General features: G+C 72.0%; 18 protein-coding genes. 13 read left to right on the plus strand and 5 right to left on the minus strand.

The annotated features are described in order from the left end of the window. Positions 1-71: 71 nt before the first annotated feature. Positions 72-923, plus strand: coding sequence for a RecB family exonuclease (locus ACWEGE_RS41460; protein ID WP_449666007.1), 852 nt, complete (start codon positions 72-74; stop codon positions 921-923). Positions 924-936: 13 nt separating this feature from the next. After that, positions 937-1,476, plus strand: coding sequence for a hypothetical protein (locus ACWEGE_RS41465; RefSeq protein ID WP_449665972.1), 540 nt, complete (start codon positions 937-939; stop codon positions 1,474-1,476). Positions 1,477-1,790: 314 nt separating this feature from the next. On the opposite strand, the gene ACWEGE_RS41470 is transcribed toward ACWEGE_RS41465, so the two are convergent. Then, the gene (locus ACWEGE_RS41470; protein ID WP_449665973.1) at positions 1,791-3,134 is read right to left on the minus strand and encodes an Rv3212 family protein; all 1,344 of its coding nucleotides are present in this window, start codon (positions 3,132-3,134) and stop codon (positions 1,791-1,793) included. 24 nt (positions 3,135-3,158) lie between these two features. Continuing rightward, on the minus strand, positions 3,159-4,619 hold the full coding sequence (locus tag ACWEGE_RS41475) for a DEAD/DEAH box helicase (protein WP_449665974.1): 1,461 nt from the start codon (positions 4,617-4,619) through the stop codon (positions 3,159-3,161). A 554-nt stretch (positions 4,620-5,173) separates the two neighbouring features. Here ACWEGE_RS41475 and ACWEGE_RS41480 point away from each other — a divergent pair. From ACWEGE_RS41480 to ACWEGE_RS41490, 3 genes are all read left to right on the plus strand, one after another. After that, positions 5,174-5,827, plus strand: a complete 654-nt coding sequence (locus ACWEGE_RS41480) for a ferritin-like fold-containing protein (RefSeq protein WP_449665975.1) — start codon at positions 5,174-5,176, stop codon at positions 5,825-5,827. A gap of 119 nt (positions 5,828-5,946) precedes the next feature. Continuing rightward, positions 5,947-6,177: a DUF3107 domain-containing protein gene (locus ACWEGE_RS41485; RefSeq protein ID WP_013223016.1), complete on the plus strand. Its 231-nt coding sequence runs from the start codon at positions 5,947-5,949 to the stop codon at positions 6,175-6,177. A 105-nt stretch (positions 6,178-6,282) separates the two neighbouring features. Continuing rightward, entirely contained in the window at positions 6,283-6,732 is a 450-nt protein-coding gene (locus ACWEGE_RS41490; RefSeq protein ID WP_449665976.1) for a pyridoxamine 5'-phosphate oxidase family protein, read from the plus strand. On the opposite strand, the gene ACWEGE_RS41495 is transcribed toward ACWEGE_RS41490, so the two are convergent. After that, positions 6,729-7,046, minus strand: coding sequence for a DUF4873 domain-containing protein (locus tag ACWEGE_RS41495; RefSeq protein ID WP_449665977.1), 318 nt, complete (start codon positions 7,044-7,046; stop codon positions 6,729-6,731). The genes ACWEGE_RS41490 and ACWEGE_RS41495 overlap by 4 nt on opposite strands. After that, positions 7,043-7,813, minus strand: a complete 771-nt coding sequence (locus tag ACWEGE_RS41500) for a TetR/AcrR family transcriptional regulator (RefSeq protein ID WP_449665978.1) — start codon at positions 7,811-7,813, stop codon at positions 7,043-7,045. The genes ACWEGE_RS41495 and ACWEGE_RS41500 overlap by 4 nt, the downstream gene beginning before the upstream one ends. A 68-nt stretch (positions 7,814-7,881) precedes the next feature. On the opposite strand from ACWEGE_RS41500, the gene ACWEGE_RS41505 reads away from it, so the two are divergent. After that, positions 7,882-8,790: an AurF N-oxygenase family protein gene (locus tag ACWEGE_RS41505; protein ID WP_449665979.1), complete on the plus strand. Its 909-nt coding sequence runs from the start codon at positions 7,882-7,884 to the stop codon at positions 8,788-8,790. Then, positions 8,787-9,680 carry an alpha/beta fold hydrolase gene (locus ACWEGE_RS41510; protein WP_449665980.1) on the plus strand — a complete coding sequence of 298 codons (894 nt, stop codon included), beginning with the start codon at positions 8,787-8,789 and terminating at the stop codon, positions 9,678-9,680. Before ACWEGE_RS41505 ends, ACWEGE_RS41510 begins: the two co-directional genes overlap by 4 nt. A gap of 46 nt (positions 9,681-9,726) precedes the next feature. Here the strand turns inward: ACWEGE_RS41510 and ACWEGE_RS41515 are convergent, their stop codons facing one another. Then, positions 9,727-10,353, minus strand: coding sequence for a TetR/AcrR family transcriptional regulator (locus tag ACWEGE_RS41515; RefSeq protein ID WP_086850521.1), 627 nt, complete (start codon positions 10,351-10,353; stop codon positions 9,727-9,729). A gap of 113 nt (positions 10,354-10,466) precedes the next feature. On the opposite strand from ACWEGE_RS41515, the gene ACWEGE_RS41520 reads away from it, so the two are divergent. The 6 genes from ACWEGE_RS41520 (at position 10,467) to ACWEGE_RS41545 (ending at position 18,511) form a co-directional block, all read left to right on the plus strand. Further along, on the plus strand, positions 10,467-11,444 hold the full coding sequence (locus ACWEGE_RS41520; RefSeq protein WP_449665981.1) for an alpha/beta fold hydrolase: 978 nt from the start codon (positions 10,467-10,469) through the stop codon (positions 11,442-11,444). An 81-nt stretch (positions 11,445-11,525) separates the two neighbouring features. After that, the gene (locus ACWEGE_RS41525) at positions 11,526-12,689 is read left to right on the plus strand and encodes a DUF3152 domain-containing protein (protein ID WP_449665982.1); all 1,164 of its coding nucleotides are present in this window, start codon (positions 11,526-11,528) and stop codon (positions 12,687-12,689) included. A gap of 93 nt (positions 12,690-12,782) precedes the next feature. Then, positions 12,783-13,958, plus strand: a complete 1,176-nt coding sequence (gene moeZ, locus ACWEGE_RS41530) for an adenylyltransferase/sulfurtransferase MoeZ (protein WP_449665983.1) — start codon at positions 12,783-12,785, stop codon at positions 13,956-13,958. A gap of 87 nt (positions 13,959-14,045) precedes the next feature. Next, a complete protein-coding gene (locus tag ACWEGE_RS41535) occupies positions 14,046-14,843 on the plus strand; it encodes a TIGR02569 family protein (RefSeq protein ID WP_449665984.1) in 798 nt (265 codons plus the stop codon). Between the two features lie 195 nt (positions 14,844-15,038). Continuing rightward, complete coding sequence (locus tag ACWEGE_RS41540; RefSeq protein WP_449665985.1) at positions 15,039-17,087, plus strand: molybdopterin oxidoreductase family protein; 2,049 nt, start codon at positions 15,039-15,041, stop codon at positions 17,085-17,087. Next, positions 17,084-18,511 (plus strand): FAD-dependent oxidoreductase, encoded by a 1,428-nt coding sequence (locus ACWEGE_RS41545; protein WP_449665986.1) that lies wholly within the window; start codon positions 17,084-17,086, stop codon positions 18,509-18,511. Before ACWEGE_RS41540 ends, ACWEGE_RS41545 begins: the two co-directional genes overlap by 4 nt. Positions 18,512-18,557: the final 46 nt, after the last annotated feature.

Consider the following 18,557-nt stretch of genomic DNA (forward strand, 5'->3'; position numbering starts at 1 on the left):
CGCGCGGGGCCGCTCGCCCCGCGCGGAAAGTGTCGGTGGTGGTGCGTAGCGTGGGCGGCGTGAAGGAGCAGATGGGCTTCGACTTCGGCGTCGCGCAACCGGTGCGGCTCACGAAGGTCTCGCCGGCGCGGCTGGCGACCTTCGACGACTGCCCGCGCCGGTACCGCCTCGCGTACCTCGAACGGCCGACCCCGCAGCGCACCGGGCCGTGGGCGCACAGCACGCTCGGCGCGGTGGTGCACAACGCGCTGCGGGCGCTGTTCGACCTGCCGGTGCTCAAGCGGGTGCCGCAGCGGGCGGTGGCGCTGGTGGCCGAGTTCTGGAAGGACGCGGGCTTCGAGAGCGAGGAGCAGGCGGCGCGGTACCGGGCGCGGGCCAAGGGGTGGGTGGCGGAGTACGTCGAGGACAACGACGTCTCGCACGACCCGGTGGGCTTGGAGCGCTGGGTCTCGGCGCCGGTCAGCGGCACGCCGGGGGAGCGGCCGTCGATGATCATTGAGGGCCGCGCGGACCGGATCGACGCCCGCTCCGGGGAACTGGTGATCGTCGACTACAAGACCGGCCGCCGTCCGCCGGACGAGTACGAGGCGCGGGCGTCGCAAGCGCTTGCGCTGTACGCGGTGGCGGCGGCGCGGACGTTGCGGATGCCGTGCACGACGGTGGAGCTGCACCACCTGCCGACGGGCACGATCGCGGCGGCGGAGCACACGCCGGAGAGTCTGCAGCGCCACCTCCAGCGCGCGGAAGAGACCGCCGGGGACCTGAGGCTGGCCACGGATACCCTGGACGCGGGCGGCGACGGGGACGTGCTGTTCCCGGCCCGCCCGGACCGGCGGTGCGCTTGGTGCGACTTCAGGCCGAGCTGCGCGGCGGGCCAGGAAGCGGCCCCGCAGGCCCAGCCGTGGGACCTGCTCGCGCCCTGACACGGGAGGGAACGTGGCTTCACCGGACACCGACGAACTGGCGACCGTCCCGCTGCCCGCGGGCGAGCCCGAAGCCGGGCGGGGACCGGGCCGGTCGGCCGCCCAGCCCGAGGCACCGGTCGCCGGGCGGGAAGTGACCGAGGTGCCGACCGTGAAGCAGGAGCGGGTCGAGCCCGAGCCGGCCGAAGCCGCTGCGGCGGCCGAAGCCGCTCCGGCGGGCGAAGCCGCTCCGGTGGGCAAAGCCGCTGCGGCGGGCGAGGGGCAGGCCGCTCCGGCCAAGGTGCGCGGCCGGTGGTGGCGCGGGTTCACGGGCTCGCTGGCGGCCGGCCTCGCGGTCCTGGCGCTCGGGGTCCTGGTCGTGGGGGCGATCTGCCTGTACACGGGGGTGCCCGGCCCGGGCGCGACTCTCCTGATCGGTCACCCGGTGGCGGCCGTGCTGGCGCTGCTGGCCCAGCGGGTCGCCGACCGCCGCAACGGGCCACCGGCCGTGGGGGCGGGTGTGGCGGTGGTGCTGTTCACCGTCTCCGCGCTGACCCTCTTCTGGCTCACCTGACCCGAGCCCGGCGTCCGCCCTCGACCGATCTCGCGTGATTGTGGCCGGGGCTCGCGTGATCGGGGCCGGAACTCGCGTGATCAGGGCCGGAACTCGCGTGATTGCCGGCGGGGCTCGCGTGATCGGGGTCGGGAATCGCGTGATCGAGCCGGGGATCGCGTGATTGGAGCCGGGACTCGCGTGATCGCCGGCGGAACTCGCGTGATTGTGGCCGGGACTCGCGTGACCGGAGGCGGAACTCGCGTGATCAGGCGGGCATTTCGCGTGTTTAGGCGGGCATCTCGCGTGTTTGGAGGGGCATCAAGCCGGGTGGGTTACTTCAGGGCGGTCAGGGTCGGGCCGCGTTGCTCCAGCAGCACCGGGCCGGCCACGCCGAGCCGGATCGGGCCGGGGTAGCCGCGGCGCTCGACGCCCACCGTGCGGATCGTCGAGCCGTCGTTCTCGTTCAGCACCGCCAAGCCGCCCTTGATCGGGACCACCAGCTGCTGGGCGAACGTCACGCCCGGGCCCAGTGCGCTGCTCAGCGTCCAGCGCGGCGACAGGTCGTCGCGGGACAGGGCCAGCACCTTCGAGCCGCTGAACCAGTACGTGTTCGCCGCCGTCTGGGTGGTGGCCTCGGTGCCCGAGGGCGGGTCGGCCGCCAGGTCGCCCGGCGGGACGTCCAGCGGGTACGCCGCTCGCTGGGTTCCGTCGCCGTTGTAGGTCACCAGGAGCTTCTGGTCCGGGAGGACCACCGCCGTCAGGTCGCCCGACATCGCGATCACGCGGGCTCGCTTGCCCGCCAGCACCGAACTGAAGCTGACCTGCGGCTCGTCGTCCTTCTCCGGCGCCGCCTTGTACACCGTCAGGCGGTCGGCCGGGTCGCCCGGGCAGCGCTCGATCACGCCGATGCGGCCCGACGCCGCCGCGATCGTGCCGTACGTGCAGCCCGTGCGGGGCTGCTTGCCCGCGTTCACCAGCGCCGGGACCTGGCCGTACTCGGCGCTCTGCACCAGGTCGTCGCGCCAGGTCGTGAGGAGTGTCTTGCCCGTCGCCGTGACGTGCGAACCGTCGTCCACCAGCTGGGTGCCCAGCTCCGCGTTGCCGTTGCGCTGCGCGGTGATCCGGCCCGTGCCCGGATCCAGCTGCGTGACCTCGCTGCAGTTGCGGCTCTTGTGGTAGACGGCGTTCAACCGCCCCCAGACCGTGTCCAGCGTGCACAGCGGCAGGTCACGCGTGTAGTGCCAGCGGACCTGCCCGGTCAGCGGGTCCCGGACGGCGACCTCGCCGCCGTCTGCGGTGGCCACCGAGTCGCCGGCCACGACCGGGACCGTGGTCGCGCCGCTGGGGGCGCTCCAGATCTCCGCCATCGACCCCGGCACCTTGTCCGGGGGCGCGGGCAACGCCGGGGGCGCCGCCGCTTCGGTCCGGTCGGTGGCCGCGCTGTCGCTCGTCGCGCCGATGACCAGCGCGACGGCGAGCACGACCACCACGATCAGCGCCGCGGCCACCCTGTCCCGGCCGCGGTTCCACGGCGAACGCCGGGCCTTGACCCGCGGCGCGGGCGGAGTGGCCGGGGCGTCCTCCAGGACGTCCTCGGAGCCGTACTGGGGGGTCGGTTCTGCCGCGGGCTCGACCTCTTCGGGCGCGCTTTCGGGCGCCTTCTCGTCTTCGCTCACTTACCCGACCCCCGTGCGTAGGCCTCAGTCTGCCGACGCAGGTGTATCAGACGTCGCGGCCGGACGGCGACGGCGGCGTCGCCGAGCCGGGCGCTCGGCGTTCTCGCCGGCTTCCTTTTCGACGGCCGGGCCGGTCGCCTCGGGGGCGTTGCCGCTGCGGGTGCGACGGCGCGTCCGGGTGCGGCCCTCCGACGCGGGAGCCTCCTCGGAAGGGGACGAGGCGGCCGCGTTGTCCGCGGCCTCGATCGCCTCGGCCGCCCGCGCGCCGCCGCGGGTGCGCTTGCGCGGGGCCCGGGTGCGCTTGCGCGGCGCGTCTTCCGAGGCGGGCTCGCCACGGCGGCGGCCGCGCTTCTTGCCGCCCAGGTCCTCTTCCTCCTCGGCGGCCAGGCCCGCGCGGGTCCGCTTGGCCAGCGGCAGCCGCCCGGTGGTGCCCTCCGGGATGCCCAGGTCCTCGAACAGGTGCTTCGACGACGAGTACGTCTCCACCGGCTCCGGCATGTCCAGGCCGAGGGTGTCCGAGATCAGCTTCCAGCGCGGCTCTTCGTCCCAGTCGACGAGGGTGACCGCGACGCCGGTGCGCCCGGCGCGGCCGGTGCGGCCGATCCGGTGGACGTAGGTCTTCTCGTCCTCCGGGCACTGGTAGTTGATGACGTGCGTGACGTCGTCGATGTCGATGCCGCGGGCGGCGACGTCGGTCGCGACCAGCACGTCGACCTTGCCCGAGCGGAACGCGCGCAGCGCCTGCTCGCGGGCGCCCTGGCCCAGGTCGCCGTGCACGGCGGCGGCCGCGAAGCCGCGCTCGACCAGGTCGTCGGCCACCTTCTGGGCGGTGCGCTTGGTGCGGCTGAAGATCATCGTGAGCCCGCGGTCGGCCGCCTGCAGGATGCGGGCGATCACCTCGGGCTTGTCCATCGAGTGCGCCCGGTAGACGAACTGCGTGGTGCGCTCGTGGACCGCGCCGGCGTCGTTCTCCTCGGCGCGGATGTGCGTCGGCTGGCGCAGGAACGTGCGGGCCAGCGTGATGATCGGGCCGGGCATGGTGGCCGAGAACAGCATGGTCTGCCGCTCGTCCGGCACCATCCGCAGGATGCGCTCGATGTCGGGCAGGAAGCCGAGGTCGAGCATTTCGTCGGCCTCGTCGAGCACCAGCCCGCGGACCTTGCCCAGCACCAGGTGCTGCTGCTCGGCCAGGTCGAGCAGGCGGCCCGGGGTGCCGATCACGACGTCGACGCCCTTGCGCAGCGCCTCGATCTGCGGCTCGTACGGGCGGCCGCCGTAGATGGCCAGGGTCCGGATGCCGAGGTGCTTGCCGGCGCCCTTGAGGTCGTTCGCGACCTGGATGCACAGCTCACGGGTCGGCACCACGACGAGCACCTGCGGGGTGCCGTCGCCGGGGACCTGCACGCGGTGCAGCAGCGGGACGCCGAAGCCGAGGGTCTTGCCCATGCCGGTGCGGGCCTGGCCGATGAGGTCGTCGCCGGCCATGGCCAGCGGCAGGGTGAGGGCCTGGATGGCGAACGTGCGCTCGATGCCGGCTTCGCCGAGCGCCTTGACGATCTCCGGCTTGACGCCGAAGGACGCGAAGGTCGGGGCCTCGGGCTCGACCTCGACGCCCGCCTGGAGCGGGTGCGAGGTGTCGAGCGCGGCCGGGCCGGTCTCGCTGTGTTCCAGCGCGACGGCGGGGGTCTGTTCGGTTGTGGGAATTTCTGCGGTCAGGGTGATCGCCTCTCTCGTGACCAGCGCGCACCGCCGTTGGTCCGCTCGACACTCGACCGGGAGTAAACCCTGGTCCCTGGCGCTGTTCGGAAGCGCGGAACCGGTCCGCCCCGGGAATGCCGGAAGAGGCGTGCACGCACATTGCAGTACGTCGGCAGGTCACGCGACCTGCCTGTTTCCCGACGCCGGTATGGCGTACGGAAGCTCGATATCGTGTGCCAGTGTACCTGGTCAGCAGTTTTTCGACAGTACCCGGCGCGCCGGAACCAGTGGGATCGGTCTCGTCCCGACACGCCCGGGTGCTTCGGCGATACCCTGCCCCCGTGACCGAGCCGAAAGAGATCAGCGAAGGCGTAGCCGACCTTCTCGGTGTGATCGCCTATGGCGAACTGTCCGCGTTCGACCGGCTGGCGGAAGACGCGCGCAGCGCCCCCACCCTGGCCGGGCGGGCCGCCCTGGCGGCGATGGCGGCCGCCGAGATCGGTCACTACGGCCAGCTCGCCAAGCACGTCGCCGCGAACGGCCTCAAGATCGAGGACGCGATGGCGCCGTTCGTGCACCACATCGACGCCTGGCACGCTTCGACGGCGCCGAAGTCCTACCTGGAGTCGCTGGTCAAGGCCTACGTCGGCGACGGGCTCGCCGCCGACCTCTACCGGGAGATCGCCAGCTGGCTCGACCCGGAGACCAAGGACCTGGTGCTGACCGTGCTGGCCGACACCGGTCACTCGGCCTTCGCCGAACGCGAGGTCGCGGCCGGCATCGAGGCCGACCCCAAGACCCGCGACAAGCTCGCCCTGTGGGGCCGCCGCCTGCTCGGCGAGGCCCTGACCCAGGCCCAGTACGTCGTCGCCGAGCGCGACGGGCTGGCCGAGCTCATCATCAGCGGCTCGGGCGACCTCTCCGGAATCGCCGCGCTGTTCCGGCGGTTGCAACAGGGGCACACGAAGCGCATGCAGGCGCTCGGCCTGGGCTGATCTCGATGGAGTACCCGGAAGTGACGACGCGGTCGGGCGCGGACATGCGCCACCGGAACGAGCCGGTTCGGTTAGCCTTGGCCGGCACATCCCTTACGAATTTCCAGCGGAGGTCCCACGTGGAGGTCAAGATCGGCATCAAGGACACGCCGCGCGAGCTGGTGGTGTCCAGTGGCCAGTCTCCCGAAGAGGTGGAGAAGCTGGTCGCCGAGGCCCTGACGGCCGGTGACGGGCTCTTCCGCATCAACGACGAGAAGGGGCGCAAGTACATCGTCCCGTCCGACCGCATCGCGTACGTCGAGATCGCCCCGTCCGACGTCCGCAAGGTCGGCTTCGGCGTCGGCGACTGATCCGGTCCCCGCCGGGAAGGCCGCCCTCCGGGTGGCCTTCCCGGTTTCACCGGATTGTGGTGTTTTCTTTGGAGTGTCGCTTTTCCGCCGCCTAGCTTCGGCCCGGTGACCACTCTCGAGCCGACCGCTGTCGCGGATCTCGTGCGGAACACGCTCTCCGCGCACAAGTCCCTGTTCCTCGCCACCTCGGGCAGTTCCGGGCCGTGGGTCGGCGGGGTCTACTTCGCCGAGACCGGCGAATTCACGCTGAACCTCGTGGTCGAGGACCGCGGCCGGACGCTGGCCGCCATCCGGGAGAACCCGGTGGTCTCGGTTGTGGTGTCGACCGGCTCGCCGATGCAGCCGTTCCTGCAGGCGCAGGCGTCGGCGGAGATCCTTGGCGGTGCCGAGGAAGCGCGGGTGCGCGAGCTGCTCGTCGCGAAGGTTCCGGAGGCTGCGCCGTTCCTGGCCGCGCCGGTCACCGCGGTGCGGCTGACCGTGGGCAAGTGGCGGGCCACGGACATCGCGAACGGCGTGCTGCCCGGCGTCGAACTCCCGGGCCCCCGCCTGTCCTAGGCGTTCAGCTCTTCCAGGGTCGTGGGCACGTGGAACGGCGGCGTGCTCGTGCCCATGATCCGGTAGCGGCCCCACGGGTCGGGGTCCGAAAGCTCTCCGGTGGCCGAATGCGAGCCCGCCTGGATGGTGACGGCCCGCTTCTTGCCGCCGGCAAGGCGGGTCAGCTCCTCGTTCACCGCCACCCGGCCGTACCAGCGGTAATAGCCGTCGATCGGCTGGAAGTAGCCGCGCAGCTCGACCGTCACCGGCAGCGAAACGCCGTCGACCACCAGGGTCGCTTCGCCGCTGTAGCCGTCTTCGTCGTGCTCGCTCATGAGGTCTCCTCCATCGGCTCCGGGGCGCGGCCCAGCTGGACCACCTTGTTGACGTCCAGGGGCAGGTTCGGGTCGATGACCACGCCGTGCTGGCGGGTCAGCCCGTCGATGGCCGCCCAGATGATCTGCGTCAGGTACTCGACGACCGCGTCCCGGCTCATCGAGCGGCGGTCCAGCCACCACTCGCCGGTGTTCTGGACCATGCCGACGATGCCGTGCGCCCACGGCTCGGCCGCGCCGGAGTCCATGTTGAACATCCGCATGTAGTCGCCGAGCAGCGCGGTCAGCGCCGACGCGATCAGCTCCTTGTCCTCGGCGACTACGTCCGACGAGACCGGCTTCTCCGGCCGTCCGTGCGCCAGCAGCCGGTACAGGTTCGGGTGTTCCTCGATGACCGTGAAGAACGCGTCGAGGGCCATCCGGATCCGCGGGACCGGCGCCAGCTCGGCGTTGATCGCCGGGATCAGCCGCTCGAAGAGGATTTCCGTGCCGCGCTGGCCGAGGGCCACGTACAGGTCGGCCTTGTCGTCGAAGTGCCGGTAGAGCACCGGCTTCGTGACACCGGCCTCCGCGGCGACGTCCTCCATGCCGAGGTCCGGGCCGTGCGTGTCGAGCGCCCGCAGCGCCGCCTCGACGAACTCCTTGCGGCGGGCGATCCGGTGCTTGCGCCACCGGTCACGCCGGGCGTCACCGGTCGCTTCGTCGCCGCGGGAGGGCTTGCCGGCCTGCTTGCCTGAGCGCTTGACACGTTCGATCACCCGGGTCATGCTACGCAGAGGTAACTGTTACCTCAAGTTACACATCTTGAACGAGTGGGGCGGAAGGGGTGTCGGCAATGACGCGGACGCTGAAGGAACCGGATCGCGAGAAGACCGCGGACCGCCTGCTGAAGTCGTCGGCGAACAAGTTCTACGACCCCGACGTCGACATCGACTGGACCGCGCCGCTGGTCGAGGGCAAGCGGTTCATCCTCGAAGAGCGGTCTTCGCTCTACGGCACCGAACTCTGGGAGAAGCTCACCCCGGAGCAGCGCATCGAGCTGGGCAAGCACGAGGTCGCGAGCGTCGCGACCACCGGCTTGTGGTTCGAAATCCTGCTGATGCAGATGCTGCTCAAGGAGGTCTACGAAGAGGACCCGACGTCCGCGCACGCCCAGTTCGCGCTCACCGAGATCGCCGACGAATGCCGGCACTCGACGATGTTCGCGCGGATGGCCGCGCGGATCGGCTGCCCCGCCTACGGCCCGGTGCCCTGGCTGCGGAAGCTCGCGAAGCTGATGCCGTCCATCTCCTACGGCCCCGCGCGCTACGGCGCGATCCTGGTCGCCGAGGAGGTCCTCGACCGGCTGCAGCGCGAGCAGATGAACGACGAGGGCGTCCAGCCGCTGGTCCGGATGGTCAACCGGATCCACGTCCTGGAGGAGGCCCGGCACGTCACCTTCGCCCGCGAAGAGGTCACGCGCGGCATGGCGAAGCTGTCGAAGGCCGAGATCGCCTACCAGCAGTTCATCATCGCGGTGATTTCCTACTTCGTGACGCGCGCGTTCATCAACCCACACGTCTACAAGGCGGTCGGCATCCGCCCGCGCGACGGCGTCGAAGCGGCGCTTAACAACCCGCACTGGCAGGGCACCATCGCCTGGGCCGGGGAGAAGATCATGCCGTTCCTGCAGGAGTCCGGTCTGGTCGGGCTGCCGGGGAAGTACTTCTGGCGGAAGTCGTTCCTGCTCCCGGCGGGCCGATGACCGCCGTCCTCTCGCCCGGGCAGCGGTTCGTGGCGAGCGACGGCGCCGCGCTCAACGTCGTGCCGTCGGGACCGGCCGATTCCGCGGTCACGCTGGTGCTCGTGCACGGCTGGACGCAGGACCACCGGACGTGGGACTTCGTCCTGCCGCACCTCGACCCCGGCGTGCGCGTCCTGCGCTACGACATGCGCGGCCACGGCGGCTCGGCGCCCGCGCGGCCCGGCGGGGCCACGATCGCGCGGCTGGCCGACGACCTCGCCGAGCTCATCGCCGACCGGGTGCCGGACGGGCCGCTGGTGCTGGCCGGGCACTCGATGGGCGGCATGACGCTGATGGTGCTCGCCGAACGGCACCCGGAGCTGGTGGCCGGCCGGCTGGCGGGTGCGGCGTTCGTGGCGACGTCGTCCGGCGACATGGACAAGCTGACCCTCGGCTTCCCCGGGCTGGTGGGCCGGAGTGTGACGCGGTTCGAGCCGCGGGTGGCGAAGCTGCTGGCGGGACTCCGGAGCGACACGCTGCGGCTGCGGCCGGGCATGGTCCGCTCGGGCGCCCGGCGGCTGGTGTTCGGCGTCCGCCCGGGGCGCGAACAGGTGGACAGCGTCGTCGAGCAGCTGCTGTGCGCGCACCCGGCGAGCGCGGGGATGTTCCTGGACGCGATCGCGGCCCACCGGGGCGTCGGCGGGCTGGGCGCGCTGTGCGACGTGCCGTCCGTGGTGCTGGCGGGGGAGAAGGACCGGCTCTGCCCGCTCCCGCACGCGAAGGTGATCGCGGACGAGCTGCCGCACGCGGAGTTCGTCCGGTTCCCCGGGGCCGGGCACATGCTGCCGCAGGAACGGCCGCACGAGGTGGCGCGCCGGATCGGCGCTCTGGTCCGCGCCGCCGCCCGCTGATTCCCGCCGGAGGCGGCACTTCCAGGGGAGTGCCGCCTCCGACCGGTCAGCCGTCCTTGAGGGGGAAGCCGCCGCCGATGCCGCGCCAGGCCAGGTTGGCCGTCAGCGCCACCGCCTCCTCGCGGCTCATCGACTGGTGGTGGGCCAGCCAGAACCGGGCGCTGACCTGGCTCATCCCGACCAGCCCGACGGCCAGCAGCCGCGCCTTGTCCTCGTCGAGGCCCGCGTCCGCGGTGATCGTCTCGGTGATCGCGTCCACGCTCGCCGACGTCGCCCGGTCGACCGCTTCCTGCACCGCCGGCTCGCCGCGCAGGTCGGACTCGAACACCATCCGGAACGCGCCCGCGTCGTTGCTGACGAAGTCGAAGAACGCGCCGACCGTCGCCGGGACGCGCTGCTTGTTCTCCGTCGTCGAGTCCAGCGCGTTCTGCACGCGCTTGACCAGCTCGTCGACGTGGCTCTCCAGCAGCGCGATGTACAGATCGAGCTTGCCGGGGAAGTGCTGGTACAGCACCGGCTTCGAGACGCCAGCGACCTCGGCGATCTCGTCCATCGCGGCGGCGTGGTAGCCGTTCTCGGCGAAGACCCGCTGCGCCGCGGCGAGGAGCTGAGCCCGGCGCTCGGTCCGGGGCAGCCGCACCCCACGTTGCTGCAGCCGCGTCATCTCCGTCATGCTCATCCTCCCGTCATCGCTTCTTCGACGGGCGGGGTCGCCACCGCGTGAAGTCGCCCTGAAGATTACTCGCCGGTACGTGCGCCGCGCCAAGGGTCGGGCATTCTGGACCCGTGGACACCCCCGTGCAGGCCCGGTCACCGCTGACCCACGTGCCGCTTTCGACCAGGGCCTTGCCGTCGCTCGACCCGGTCCCGGCGCCCTGGCCGGCGGCCTTCGAAGAGGTCGGCACCGCCCGGCTCCACGTCCGCCGCACGCCGGGCCCGGACGGCGTGCCCGCCGTGTACGTCCACGGCCTCGGCGGCTCCTCGACCAACTGGACCGACCTGGCCGCGCTGCTCTCCCCCGTGGCCGGCGGCTCCGCCATCGACCTGCCGGGGTTCGGCTACTCCGAGCCCGAGGACGGCTTCGACTTCTCGCTGCAGGCGCACGCGGACGTCGTGGTGCGGCACGTCGAGAAGTGCGGCGGGCCGGTGCACCTGTTCGGCAACTCCATGGGCGGCGCCATCGCGTTGCTGGTCGCGGCGCAGAGACCGGAGCTGGTGCAGACGCTGACGCTCGTTTCGCCGGCGGTGCCGGATCTGCGCCTCGACCCGCGGCGGCTGTCGGACCCGCGGATGGCGTTCGCGTACCTGCCGCTGGTCGGCGCGCGCGTGCGGGCCCAGCTCGCCGCGCTCGGGCCGCGGGAACGCGCCGCGCAGGTCATCAAGTTGTGCTTCGCCGACCCGTCGCGGTTCCCGGAGAGCCGCCTCGACGAGCTGACCGAGGAGCACGGCGCCCGTGCCGGGTTCGCCTGGGCCGCGCCCGCGATGGCCCGCAGCACCTTCGCCATCTTCCGGGCCTGGTCGACGCGGGGGAAGGCGTCGCTGTGGTCGGTCGCCCCGCTCGTCAAGGCGCCGACCCTGGTCGTCTGGGGGCGGGAGGACCGCGTCATCTCGGTGAAACGCGCGGTGCGGACCGCACGGGCGATCCCGCGGGCCCGGCTGCTGGTGCTCCCGCGCACCGGGCACGTGGCCCAGATGGAACGCCCGGTGGTCGTCGCGAAGGCCGTGCTGGGCATGTGGGAGCACGTCGAAGCGGGCACGTGGTAACCCGAACGGGTGATCGCGAGTTCACTCGATGATCCGCCAGTCGGCGACGGCGGCGCTCCGCCGCTGTGGCACCCTGGTGCGGTGGACCGGGTGAAGCACGACGCGCGAGGCGAAGATCGCCGGCCGCCCCACCGTGCGTCGGCCCGCCGGGCGACGGACGCCGAGGACCACCCGCGCACCGGGCAGTACCGCCCGTCGAAGGCGTCGGCCCAGCGCGTCGAGGAGGACCGCTACCGCCCGGGCGGCCGCCGGACCAGCGCCGAACCGCTGAGCGCCTCCTGGAAGCCGGAGGTGCCGGTCGCGCGCGAGAAGGAGACTTCGCCGCCGCAGTCCGGCGTCGCGAAGCTCACCAAGACCTACGGCTGGCGCGTCTACGCCCTGCCGATCCTGGTCGTGCTGACCGTGCTCGTCGTGGTCAACACCGCCAACAGCCCGGCCCAGCCGATCGCCGAGCAGGGCCCGGGGGCCACCGGGCCCGGTCTCGAGTCGGCGGGCGGCGACGGCTCCGGCGGCGCCATCGACGGCAACGGCGAGCAGGCCATCCCGGAGAACCCGGCCACCCCGGTCGACCTCAAGGTGCCCACCGCCGACCTGCCGGAGGGCATCCCGTTCACCCAGGCAGGCACCGGCAACTGGCACGTCGTCCCGGGCAACGGCCCGAAGATCGGCAACGGGAAGCTCTACACCTACACCATCGAGGTCGAGGACGGCATCGACCCGGCGAGCTACGCCGGTGACGACGCCTTCGCCGCGGCCGTCCAGGGCACCCTGTCGAACCCGACCCAGGGCTGGACCTGGGACGGCAAGATCGCGTTCCAGCGCGTGGACGGCAGCTTCCCGAACCCGTCCTTCAAGGTGAGCCTCACCACGCCGGAGACCACCCACCGGCCGGACGCCTGCGGCTTCCAGATCAAGTTCGAGGCCTCCTGCTACCGCAAGAGCCTCGGCCGCGTGCTGATCAACCTGGCCCGCTGGGTGCGCGGCGCGAAGGCGTACGGCCCCGACATGACCGGGTACCGGCAGTACGCCATCAACCACGAGGTCGGCCACGCCCTGGGCAACCAGCACGTCGGCTGCGGTGGCAACGACCAGCCGGCGCCGGTGATGATGCAGCAGTCGTTCGGCGTCTCCGACGACTACGTCTCGATGCTCAACGACATCCCCGGTGGCGACAAGGGCAAGGTGGCCAAGGACGGCCGCATCTGCAAGACGAACTCCTGGCCGAACCCCACGCCGCAAGGCTGAGCCGTCCCACCATCCGGACGCGGGAAGGCATATTTGCCCGAGCGCGTTGTGCATAGTGGGATGGACGCGATACGCGCGCGAGATGGAGGACCCATGTCAGCACTGCCGCCGCTCGTCGAGCCGGCTGCCGAGCTCACCAAGGAAGAGGTGGCCCGGTACAGCCGTCACCTGATCATCCCGGACGTCGGGGTGACCGGGCAGAAGCGGCTGAAGAACGCCAAGGTCCTGGTGATCGGGGCCGGCGGCCTCGGCAGCCCCGCGCTGCTGTACCTGGCCGCGGCCGGGGTCGGCACGCTCGGCATCGTCGACTTCGACGTGGTGGACGAGTCGAACCTGCAGCGCCAGGTCATCCACGGCCAGTCCGACGTCGGCAAGCTCAAGGCCGCGTCCGCGCAGGAGTCGATCGCCGAGATCAACCCGCTGGTCAAGGTGCACCTGCACACCGACCGGCTCGACTCGTCGAACGCGCTGGAGATCTTCGAGCAGTACGACCTGATCGTCGACGGCACCGACAACTTCGCCACGCGCTACCTGGTCAACGACGCCGCGGTGCTGCTGGGCAAGCCGTACGTCTGGGGCTCGATCTTCCGGTTCGAAGGCCAGGTCAGCGTGTTCTGGGAGGACGCGCCGAACGGCAAGGGCCTCAACTACCGCGACCTCTACCCGGAGCCGCCGCCCCCGGGCATGGTCCCCTCCTGCGCCGAGGGTGGCGTGCTGGGCGTGCTGTGCGCGTCCATCGGCTCGATCATGGTGACCGAGGCGATCAAGCTCATCACCGGCATCGGCGAGCCGCTGCTCGGCCGCCTGATCAGCTACGACGCGCTGGAGATGAAGTACCGCGAGGTCAAGATCCGCAAGGACCCGGACACGCCGAAGATCACCGAGCTGATCGACTACGAGGCGTTCTGCGGTGTCGTGTCGGACGAGGCCGCGTCGGCGGCTTCCGGCAGCACGATCACGCCGGCCGAGCTCAAGGCCAAGTTCGACAGCGGCGAGAACTTCGCGCTGATCGACGTCCGCGAGCCGCACGAGTACGAGATCGTCAACATCAAGGGCGCGACGCTGATCCCGAAGGACCGGATCCTTTCGGGCGAGGCGCTGGCCGAGCTGCCGCAGGACAAGCCGATCGTGCTGCACTGCAAGTCGGGTGCCCGGTCCGCCGAGGCGCTGGCCGCCCTGCACGCGGCGGGCTTCAAGGACGCGACGCACCTCGGTGGCGGCGTCCTCGCTTGGGCGAAGCAGATCGATCCGAGCCTGCCGACCTACTGACAGTGTGTCTTTCGCCCGGCCGGGAAACCGCGTGTGAGCAGCGAGTCTTCTCATTCGTGGAACACCCGGCCGGGTAACGTCACGGCCGTGCGGTCAACCCTCGAACGTCCCCCGGCGCACGTCTGCGCGGCCTTCGGCGGCCCCGCCGACGACGGCGAACGCCTGCCGGACTCGACGGCGTGGCGCTGCGGCGACCTCGTGCTCAAGCCGGTCACCGACAAGGTCAAGACGCTCTGGACCGCGCACGCGCTGGACTACGTCCGCGAGCCGGGCCTGCGGGTCGCGAGGCCGGTCCGGTCGACGGACGGCCGCTGGATCGTCGGCGGCTGGACGGCGTCCCGGTTCGTGCCCGGCACCCCGGAGCACCGCGGCGACGCGTCGGTGCTCGCGGCGGTGAAGCTGCACCGCGCCACGGTCGGCCTGCCCCGGCCGGACTTCCTCGACGCCCGCACCGACGTGGACGCGGTGGCCGACCGGGTTGCCTGGGAGGAACTCGAGGTTCCCCTGGAGGAGACGAAGGGCGGCCGCTGGTTCGAGGTACTGGCGGGCGCCCGCCGCCCGATCCGCCAGCCGTCGCAGGTGGCCCACGGCGAGCTCCTGGCGGGCTTGCTGTTCGACGGAGACGCCAGCCCGGGCCTCGTCGACTTCGTGCCGTACTACCGCCCGGGCGAGTACGGCGCGGCGATCGTGGCGGTGGACGCGCTGGCCTGGGGCGGCGCGGGGCGAGACCTGCTGGAACGCTGGGCGCACCTGCCGGAGTGGCCGCAGCTGCTGCTGCGCGCGGTGCTCTTCCGGCTGGCGGCCAACGCACTGAACCCGAGGTCGACGCAGGCCTCCCTGGACGGCCTGCGTGCGGCAGCGCGCGAGGTGTCCGGGGTTCTGTGACCCACGTCGCAAGATCGCGGGACATCTCCGGTACCTCCCCACTGACCTTCGGACTCCCGCCAGATGGACGGGGATCTCACCGGACGGGCGCCGGAAACACCGCCGCAATGTCAACTGCCTGAAACATTCGGTCGAATCCGGTTAACACGGCCTCCTTAGCGTCAGGGCAAGCCCGAACCGCCGAGGAGGTGCCCGATGCCGCAGGTCGACACCCACTGCCCGTACTGCGCCCTGCAGTGCGGGATGCGCCTCGAAGGCACCCGCGTGACGCCGCGGGACTTCCCGGTCAACGCCGGCGGCCTGTGCCAGAAGGGTTGGACCTCCGGATCCCTGCTCACCAGCCCGAAGCGGCTGACCACGCCGATGCTGCGCGTGAACGGCGTGCTCGAGCCGGTCGGCTGGGACTTCGCGCTCGACCACGTCGCCCGGAAACTGCGGGAAACGCAGGAAAACCACGGCCCCGACGGCGTCGCGATCTTCGGCGGCGGCGGGCTGACCAACGAAAAGGCTTACCTGCTCGGCAAGTTCGCCCGGGTCGCGCTCGGCACCTCGCAGATCGACTACAACGGCCGGTGGTGCATGTCCTCGGCCGCCGCCGCGGGGATCAAGGCCTTCGGGGCCGACCGCGGGATGCCGTTCCCCGTCACCGATCTGAAGAACGCCGACGTCGTGCTGCTCGCCGGGGCGAACCCGGCCGAGACCATGCCGCCGTTCGTCCAGCACCTGCGGGGCAGCGACCTGATCGTCGTCGACCCGCGGCGCACCCCGACCGCCGAGCTGGCGAGCCTGCACCTGGCACCCGCGCCCGGCACGGATCTCGCGCTGGCGCTGGGCATCCTGCACGCCGTCGTCGAGGGCGGTCTCCTCGATCAGTCCTATGTGGATGATCGAACGAACGGCTTCGCCGAGGTGTGGCGGATCGCGGCGAGCTGGTGGCCGGAGCGCGCCGAACGCGTCACCGGCGTCTCGGCCGCCGACATGCGCCTCGCCGCCGAGAAGCTCGCCGGCGCCCGCAACGCCTACGTCCTCACCGCCCGGGGCACCGAGCAGCACGCCACCGGCACCGCGACCGTCGGCGCCTGGATCAACCTCGCGCTGAGCCTCGGCCTGCCGGGCCGCCAGGGCTCGGGTTACGGCTGCCTCACCGGCCAGGGCAACGGCCAGGGTGGCCGCGAGCACGGCCAGAAGGCCGACCAGCTGCCCGGCTACCGCAAGCTCGACGACCCGGCCGCGCGCGAGTACGTCGCCGGCGTCTGGGGCGTCGACGCCGACAGCCTGCCCGGGCCCGGCCGTTCCGCCACCGAACTGCTCGAAGCGCTCGGCCAGGAGAACGGCCCGAAGGCGCTGATGGTCTTCGGCAGCAACGTCGTCGTCTCGGCCCCGCGCTCGCAGCGCGTCCAGGACCGGCTGGTGGCTCTCGACTTCCTGGTCGTCGCCGACTTCGTGCTGTCGGAGACCGCGGCGCTCGCCGACGTCGTCCTGCCGGTCACCCAGTGGGCCGAAGAAGACGGCACGCTCACCAACCTCGAAGGCCGGATCCTGCTGCGGCGCAAGGCGTTGACGCCGCCGCCGGGCGTCCGGTCCGACCTCGACGTCCTCCACGGCCTCGCGCAGCGGCTGGGACAGCCCGAAGGCCGGTTCCCGGCCGACGCCGAAACCGTGTTCGAGGAGCTGCGGATCGCGTCCAAGGGCGGCATCGCCGACTACTCCGGCGTCAGCTACGACCGGCTCCGCGACGGCGAGGCCCTGCACTGGCCGGTGCCGGAAACCGACCACCCCGGCACCCCGCGGATGTTCCTCGACACCTTCGCACACCCGGACGGCCGCGCGCGGTTCGTGCCGGTCGAGCACACCGGCCCCGCCGAGCTGCCCGACGACGAGTTCCCGTTGCAGGCCACCACGGGCCGCGTGCTCCAGCACTACCAGTCGGGCGCGCAGACCCGGCTCGTGCATGAGCTCAACGAGGTCGTGCCCGAGGCGTTCGTCGAGGTGCACCCGGACACCGCCAAGCGTGCCGGGCTCGAAGAAGGTGACCGGGCAGTGGTCCGCTCCCGGCGCGGCGAGACCGTCGCGAAGGTCCGGTTCGCGCAGAGTCTTAAGCCCGACCTCGTCTTCCTGCCGTTCCACTTCCCGGGTGAACAGCGCGCCAACCTGTTCACCAACCCGGCGCTCGACCCGGTCTCCCGGATGCCGGAGTTCAAGGTGTGTGCCGTTTCCCTGTCTACTGTGGATGGTGCCGCATGAGTCCCCGCGAAGTCGTCATCGTCGGCTACGGCATGGCCGGTGCCCGGCTGGCCGACGAGATCCGCCGTCGCGACCCGATCGCCGAGCGGGTCCGGCTGACCGTGCTCGGCGCCGAAAAGCACGCCGCCTACAACCGGGTGCTGCTGTCCGCCGTCGTCGCCGGGGGCATGAGCGCCGAGAGCGTCCGCCTGCACGACGACGAGTGGGCGCAGCGGCACAACATCGACCTCCGGCTCGGTGTCGACGTCGAACGCATCGACCGCGAGAAGCGCTGCGTCGAGCTCGCCGACGGCACATGCGTGGACTACGACGCCCTGGTCCTCGCCACCGGCGCGAACCCGTGGATCCCGCCGGTCGAAGGCCTCGAAGCCGGGCCGGGCGTGGTCGCCTTCCGCAGCCTCGACGACTGCGCCAAGATCCTCGACGCCGCCCGCTTCGGCGCACCCGTCGCGGTGCTCGGCGGCGGCCTGCTCGGCCTCGAAGCCGCCCGCGGGCTGGCCGGGCGCGGCAACCAGGTGACCGTCGTGCACCCGCTGGGCCACGTCATGGAACGCCAGCTCGACCCGGCCGCCGGCCACGTACTGGCCCGGCAGCTCACCGAGATGGGCGTGACCTTCCGCTTCGGTGCCACCGCCGCTCGCTACCTGCCCGGCGACGGGCTCAAGCTCGACGACGGCAGCCTGGTCCCGGCCGACCTGGTCGTGGTGGCCGCCGGCATCCGGGCCGAGACGCGGCTGGCCGCCGAAGCCGGTCTCGACGTCGACGGCGCCGTGCTGGTCGACGACGTGCTGCGCACCAGCGACGGCCGCATCCACGCCCTCGGCGACTGCGCCCGCCACCCGGGCGCCCCGGCCGGGCTGATCCAGCCCGCCTGGGAGCAGGCCGCCGTCCTCGCCGACGTCCTCACCGGGACGAACGCGGCGGCCCGCTACCGCGGCACCACGGCCGTCACCCGGCTCAAGGCCCGCGGCATCGACCTCGCCGCACTCGGCGAGACCCAGCTCGAAGCATCCGACAACGGCGCCGAGGTGCTCACCTTCAACGACCCCACCGGCGGCCGGTACGGCAAGCTCGTCGTCCGCGAAAACCGCGTCGCCGGGGCGATCCTGCTCGGCCTGCCCGACGCGGCCGCGACCATCACCCAGTTCCACGACCGCGGGACGCCGCTGCCGGACGACCGGCTCGCCGTCCTGCTCGGCCGCGCGCTGCCCACCGGCAGCACCCCGGCGGCCAGCCCCGCCGACCTGCCCGCGGCGGCGGTGATCTGCCGCTGCAACAACGTCACCAAGGGCCGGCTGATCGAAGCCTGGAAGGCCGGGGCCACCGACACCCCCGCACTGGCGCGGGCCACGCGAGCCACGACGGGATGCGGCGGGTGCACCGACACCGTCGGCGGCATCGCGAACTGGCTCGCCGCGCAGTGACCGATTCCCACTGACCGTCACGAACCGCCGCACGAAGGAGAACGCC

The organism is Amycolatopsis sp. NPDC004747, from assembly GCF_053601335.1.